Genomic DNA, 6,000 nt, shown 5'->3' with positions numbered 1-6,000 from the left:
CTACGAGTTCGGCGACGACGTGCTCTACGAGATCCACATCGACAACGACGGCGACGGCCGACCCGACGTCAGCTACCAGTTCCGCTTCACCACCCACCTGCGCAACCGGGACACCTTCCTCTACAACACCGGCCCCATCACGTCCCTGAACTCGGCGAACTGGAACCGCTTCCAGACCTACACGGTCACCCGGGTCGAGCACGGCGGCCGCACCACCGTGCTCGGCAAGGACCTGATGTGCCCGCCGTGCAACATCGGCCCGCTGTCGACGCCCCACTACGAGAAGCTCGCCGACGCGGCCGTGCACCACCTGGGCAACCGGAAGGTCTTCGCCGGCCAGCGCGCGGAAGGTTTCTACGTCGACCTCGGCTCCATCTTCGACCTCGCCGACCTGCGTCCCTTCCAGTCCCTCCAGGTCTTCGCCAAGGCGATGGGCTTCCAGAACGCCCCCGGGGTCAACGCCACCAAGGAACTCAACGTCCACAGCATCGCCCTGCAGGTTCCCGTCGACGAGCTGACCAACGGCTGCTGGAACGGGACCGACGTCGACAACCCGCACGCCGTCATCGGGGTGTGGACCTCCGCGAGCCGACGCGCCTCCCGCATCATCGAGGAAGGGCGTGGCAAGGACTCCGAATCCGGCCCGTTCGTCCAGGTCTCCCGCCTCGGCAACCCGCTGTTCAACGAGGTCCTCGTCCCGATGGCCCGCAAGGACGAGTGGAACGCCCTGCCCCCGGCGGACGACAAGCGGTTCGCCTCCTACGTCGCCCATCCGGAGCTCGCGGGGCTGCTGCCGGTGCTCTACCCGGACGTCTTCCCGAACCTGGAGGCGCTGGACAAGTCCGGAAAGCCCCGCGCCGACCTGCTCGCGATCCTGCTCACCGGCATCCCCAAGGGCGTCCTCCCCGACCTCCCCGACTTCCAGAACTTCACCGGCGCCACCGAGGCCGACATGCTGCGCCTCAACGTCGCGATCCGGCCCACGGCCAAACCGAACATCCTCGGGCTGATCGGCGGCGACGCGGCCGGATTCCCCAACGGACGCCGGGTCTTCGACGACGTCGTCACCGTCGAGCTGCGCGCCATCGCCGGCGTTACCTACCCGCTCGTCGACAAGACCTTCAAGCCGGACACCGCAGCCGGCGAGATCACCGACGGCCTGGACGCCACCTCACCCAAGAACCCCTACCTGAAGCACTTCCCGTATCTCGGGGTCCCCTACGACGGCTACCACCACCCCGCTTCCTGAGCTCCGCGCCAGCGTCCCCGACGACGTCGTCTCTTGCTTGACCTCTCCGGTGCCCAACGCCCCAAGGCCCTGCCCCGGTCGACGGGCACCGGAGCCCGAACCGCCTCTGAGGAACCGGTCATGACCCACCGTGAGATCCACGACCACCACGTCCACGACCCGCAGCAGCCGGGGCACGGGCACGCGCCGCTGCCGGCCCCCTCCCGTCAGGGCAGCGTCGTCCTCGACATCGGCGCCGGAACCGGAGCGCTCGTCATCCACGCCACCCGTGCGCAGGACGCACTGGAGATCCACGTCAGTCCCGTGGGCCTGCCCGACCAGCGCACGCACGCCGCGGTCCGCCCACGTCACCTCCCCGGCCGGACTCTGTACGCCGCCGTCATCACCCCCCTTCCCGCCGGCCGCTACACCGTCTGGAACCAGGACGACACCGCCCACGGCACCACCACCGTCACCGACGGCCACGTCAGCGACTACGCGTGGGCCTGACGGTCCCGTGGTCGCCCTGAGGGGCAAGAACGGCGCAGGCTGGAAGGTACCGACGGGCCCCGGGCGACCGGCACGGCCCAGGTCCACAGGATCGAGAACACGGTCCGCGCCGACCTGGAAAAGCTCAAGGCCCTGGTCGAGGGTCCGCGCCAGCCGCATCCGACGCCGAGTGGTGGCGAAGGCCGTCCATCAGGAGGTCGAGCAGGCGGGCCATGCGGGCGTGGTGCTCCGGGGTCGTGGCGGCCAGGGACAGGCCGCTCAGGCTGAACAGCACGTCGTCCGGCTCCACGTCGGCGCGGACCACGCCCGCGGGGACCCCGGCCTGAAGGAGTTCGGTGATCGCGGCGGTCAGCATGGCCCGGCTGTGCGAGAAGGGATCTCCCCCGGAGGCGATGAGGGCACGCAGCGCGTCGGACATCCCCCGCTTGGTCGACATGTAGTCGATGAAGCCGTCCATCCAGGCGCGCAACGCGGCGTCAGGCGCCGTGCTGTCCAGCAGCGTCGTGGCGGAGTCGCAGAGTTTCGCGAGTTCGCCGCGGTAGGCGGCCTCCACCAGTTCCTCGCGGGTGGGGAAGTGGCGGTACAGGGTGCCGATCCCCACGCCGGCCTCCTTGGCGATGAGCTCCAGCGTCACCTCCGGCCCCTCGTGGGCGAAGGCCCGTGCGGCCACCTCGATCAGTCGGTCGCGGTTGCGGCGGGCGTCGGCGCGCAGGCGTCGGGGCTCGGCGGTGGTCACGGTCGGTCCTCCTCGGGTTGCAACCGGAGGAACCTCCGTTTAGCCTGGGGATATTCGGAGGGCCCTCCGGTTATCACTCTACAGGGCCCCTCCACCCCTGCTTCAGGCACCCAGCCAGACGGGACCCAGCATGAACAGCGCCACTCCCCCCGCCCGCTTCACCACTCCCTTCGGCGCCGAGTCGACCGCCGCCGAGGTCGTCTCCGGCGTCGACCTGACCGGCCGCCGTGCCATCGTCACCGGCGGAGCCTCCGGCATCGGCGTCGAGACCGCCCGCGCGCTGGCGTCCGCGGGCGCGGAGGTCACCCTCGCCGTCCGTGACATGGCCGCGGGCGCCCGCACCGTCGCGGACTTCACCGCGGCCACCGGGAACAAGGACACGCAGGTCGCCCACCTGGACCTGGCGGACCAGTCCTCCGTCGCGGCGTTCGTCGCCGCCTGGGAGGGACCGCTCGACATCCTGGTCAACAACGCCGGCGTGATGGCCTCGCCCGAGCGCCGCACCCCCGAGGGTTGGGAGCTCCAGTTCGCCACCAACCACCTTGGCCACTTCGCGCTGGCCACCGGCCTTCACGCGGCCCTGGCGCGCGACGGCGGGGGACGCGTCGTGGCGGTCAGCTCGAGCGCCCACCACCGCTCCCCGGTCGTCTTCGAGGACATCCACTTCCGCGAGCGCCCCTACGAGCCCTGGTCCGCCTACGGCCAGTCCAAGACCGCCAACGTGCTGTTCGCTGTCGAGGCCGCCAAGCGGTGGGCGGCGGACGGCATCACGGTGAACGCTCTGATGCCCGGCGGGATCCGGACCAACCTCCAGCGCTACGTCTCCGACGAGGAACTGGCCCGGCTGCGGGCGCAGGCTGCCGGTGGCACGGAGCTGAAGTGGAAGACGCCGGAGCAGGGCGCGGCGACCTCCGTGCTGCTGGCCGCCTCACCCCTGGTGGCGGGCGTCACCGGCCGCTACTTCGAGGACTGCAACGAGGCCGTCGTGGGCGAACTCAGCGCCCGGACGGGCGTGGCGGCTTACGCCCTCGACCCGGAGGCGGCGGCAAGGCTCTGGCAGGTGTCCGTCGACACCCTCGGGACGAGGTGACCAGCGCTGCGGATCCCGCGACGGCACCCCGGAGATCTTGTGCGGGTTCCGCGGCTGACCTACCCTCATGACGTCGCGTCACTGTCCGTCCGGGACAACCGAAGGCTCTGCGCCCGAAACCCGCATCACCGGGAATCGGAGCCACCGTGACCAGTAACGCCACCTCCGCACACATCGTCGGGCCGTTGCGCTCGCGGCTCGGATCGGAAGTGCACGCGCCGGGGACCGCCGGCTACGAGAACACTCTTGCGCGGGTCTTCTTCCCCGAGGCCGCCCGTCGACGACCCGCGTGCGTCGTGGCGCCCCGCACGGCCGACGAGGTCGCGACCGTCCTGAGGGCCACGACGGAGGCCGGCGTCCGGGTGACGGTGCGCGGCGGCGGTCTGAGCTCGAACTGCGTCGCCGACGGGGCCGTCATGCTGGACCTCTCGGCGCACCTGGGCGCCGCCCGTCCGCAAGGAGACCGCGTGGTCGTCGACGGCGGGGCGACCATGGCCGCCATGCTCGCCGCTCTCGCCCCGGCGGCTCGAACGGTGCCCGTCGGCGTCGTCGGCCACACCGGCCTGGGGATGGCCACCCGAGGGGGCATCGGCTTCCTGACGAGGTCTCAGGGGCTCACCCTGGATCACCTCGTGGGGGTCGAGCTCGTGCTCCCGTCCGGTGACGTCGTCCAGCTCTCGGAGCGCAGCTCCGGCGAGGACGCCGACCTGTGGTGGGCGGTCCGGGGCGGCGCGCCCATGGTCGGGGTCGTCACCTCCGCGGTGTTCCGGACCCACGAGACCGGTCCGGTCTGGGTCGACCGGATGGTGCTCGGTCTGGAGGCGCTCGCCGCCTACTTCCGGGTCGCTCCCGAGCTGCCGCGGGACACCTCCATGAGCGCGGTCCTCGGCCACACCCCGCTCTCGCCGGACGAGCCCGTCCTGTTCGTCTTCACCGCGTGCGCAAGCCGTGACGACCGCGCCGTCGAGCGGGCCAGGTCCGCGGCGTCCGCCGTCGCCGCGGGGGCGGGCTCATCGCCGCTCCACCGCACGGAGGCGTCCGGCCTCCGCCCGGGCGCACTGCCCGAGTTCGCCATCCCCGGCGCGGGCGGCGCCGAGCCCGCGCCGATCCGGCTGCCCCGCCCGGGTGACGGTCCGCGCGGCTCGTTCTTCGGCAAGGCGCCGCTGGCCGGTCCCACCCTCGACGCCGCCGTCGCCGACGCCCTCGCGGACCGAATCCGCGCCGCGCCGACCAAGGCTTGCCGCATCGACTTCCAGCACACCGGCGGGGCCCTGGCCGACGTCGACGACACCGCCACCGCGTTCTGGGGCAGAACCGCCGAGTGGAGCATCCCGCTGAACGCGATCTGGGACGACGACGTCGACGACGCGGCCTGCCGGAGGTGGACCCGCGACACGCTGCAGACCCTGGCCGCGCACACCGTCGGGGTCTACAACGTCGAACTGCGCCCGGGCCTCCCGGAGACCGAAGCCGAGACGCGAGCCGCCTACGGCGGCAACCTGGCCCGACTCCAGACGCTGCGCCACCGCTACGACCCTTCGGGGGTACTCGCGCCCCTGCTCCCGTGAGCCGACGTGCCCTGAGAGCTACTGCACCGTGTCCGTGAAGTGGGAGTCCGTCCGCGCCCGTTCATCGGTGGCCGGCCTCCGTGCGTCGAGCCGCGCCTGGAGGTTCAGCTGACCACCACGTCACGGTCAGCGTCCACGTTCGTTGACCGGCAGCGGTTACGTTCTCGGCGGACGTGTCCGTCTCAAGGGCCCCCTTCGTTCGGTGCCCCGGCTACGTCAGCCGATGACGGTCCTCGGGCTCTCGACGTCGCCGTAGTACTGGCCGTTCAGCCAGAAGCCCGCCGAGACGATGTAGGCGCCCGGAGGAGCAGTGAAGTACCGGCCTTGCCCGTAGCAGCAATATCCGGGCTGGGCAATCCCCCACCCAAGGGAGGTCGCGTAGTCACAGCCGAAGTCGTGGACCCAGGGCCCACCGGGGTTGTTGGCGTTGAGCAGGTGCGCGCAGATCACGATCTTGTCGTGGTTGGTGACGTCGAACGGCACCGTGGCATAGATCGTCCTGCCGTCGTCCTTGACGTTGTAGCAGGAGTCGATGCCGACGCCGTCGACGACCCAGTAGTAGCCTTTGCCGACTACCTGCGATCGGCATTCGTTCGCGCTGTCGGCGTGGGCGCTGCCGGTGCCGACGGCAACGCCTGTGACGGCGATTGCTCCGGCGACGGCGGCCTTGGCGATCCGTCCGGTCCAACCTGGCATATGTTCCCCCTGAGTTGGCGGGCTGGTCGTGCCCGCGTGGACGTCCCCCGTGGTTCGTCCTGAGGTCAGATTGCCTGTGCACGTTCAGTTCGGGAACGACGTTAGGCAGACGTTCCCCTGACGCTTCACCGCTCGGCCTCACTGGCCAGAAGGTCGGGGCCGGTAGGTGGTG

General features: G+C 71.0%; 6 protein-coding genes. 4 read left to right on the top strand and 2 right to left on the bottom strand.

The genetic code is table 11. From position 1 onward, the window contains the following. Nucleotides 1–1,249 (top strand): DUF4331 domain-containing protein (locus DN069_RS33605; RefSeq protein WP_111507028.1); only part of this gene is annotated, 1,249 nt, incomplete at its 5' end. 120 nt (nt 1,250–1,369) lie between these two features. Beyond that, the gene (locus tag DN069_RS33600; RefSeq protein ID WP_207892367.1) at nt 1,370–1,738 is read left to right on the top strand and encodes a hypothetical protein; all 369 of its coding nucleotides are present in this window, start codon (nt 1,370–1,372) and stop codon (nt 1,736–1,738) included. A 124-nt stretch (nt 1,739–1,862) separates the two neighbouring features. On the opposite strand, the gene DN069_RS33595 is transcribed toward DN069_RS33600, so the two are convergent. Then, on the bottom strand, nt 1,863–2,474 hold the full coding sequence (locus tag DN069_RS33595; RefSeq protein ID WP_111507027.1) for a TetR/AcrR family transcriptional regulator: 612 nt from the start codon (nt 2,472–2,474) through the stop codon (nt 1,863–1,865). A gap of 130 nt (nt 2,475–2,604) precedes the next feature. On the opposite strand from DN069_RS33595, the gene DN069_RS33590 reads away from it, so the two are divergent. Beyond that, nucleotides 2,605–3,564 (top strand): SDR family NAD(P)-dependent oxidoreductase, encoded by a 960-nt coding sequence (locus DN069_RS33590; RefSeq protein WP_111507026.1) that lies wholly within the window; start codon nt 2,605–2,607, stop codon nt 3,562–3,564. A gap of 146 nt (nt 3,565–3,710) precedes the next feature. Further along, complete coding sequence (locus tag DN069_RS33585) at nt 3,711–5,132, top strand: FAD-binding oxidoreductase (protein ID WP_111507025.1); 1,422 nt, start codon at nt 3,711–3,713, stop codon at nt 5,130–5,132. A gap of 216 nt (nt 5,133–5,348) precedes the next feature. Here the strand turns inward: DN069_RS33585 and DN069_RS33580 are convergent, their stop codons facing one another. Further along, a complete protein-coding gene (locus DN069_RS33580) occupies nt 5,349–5,828 on the bottom strand; it encodes a hypothetical protein (RefSeq protein WP_111507024.1) in 480 nt (159 codons plus the stop codon). Nucleotides 5,829–6,000: the final 172 nt, after the last annotated feature.

The sequence above is a fragment of the Streptacidiphilus pinicola genome (assembly GCF_003258295.1).
In the GTDB taxonomy this organism is placed as follows: Bacteria; Actinomycetota; Actinomycetes; order Streptomycetales; family Streptomycetaceae; genus Streptacidiphilus; species Streptacidiphilus pinicola.
The sequence above is the reverse complement of the archived record's forward strand: the minus strand, read 5'-3'. Positions and strand labels throughout refer to the sequence as shown.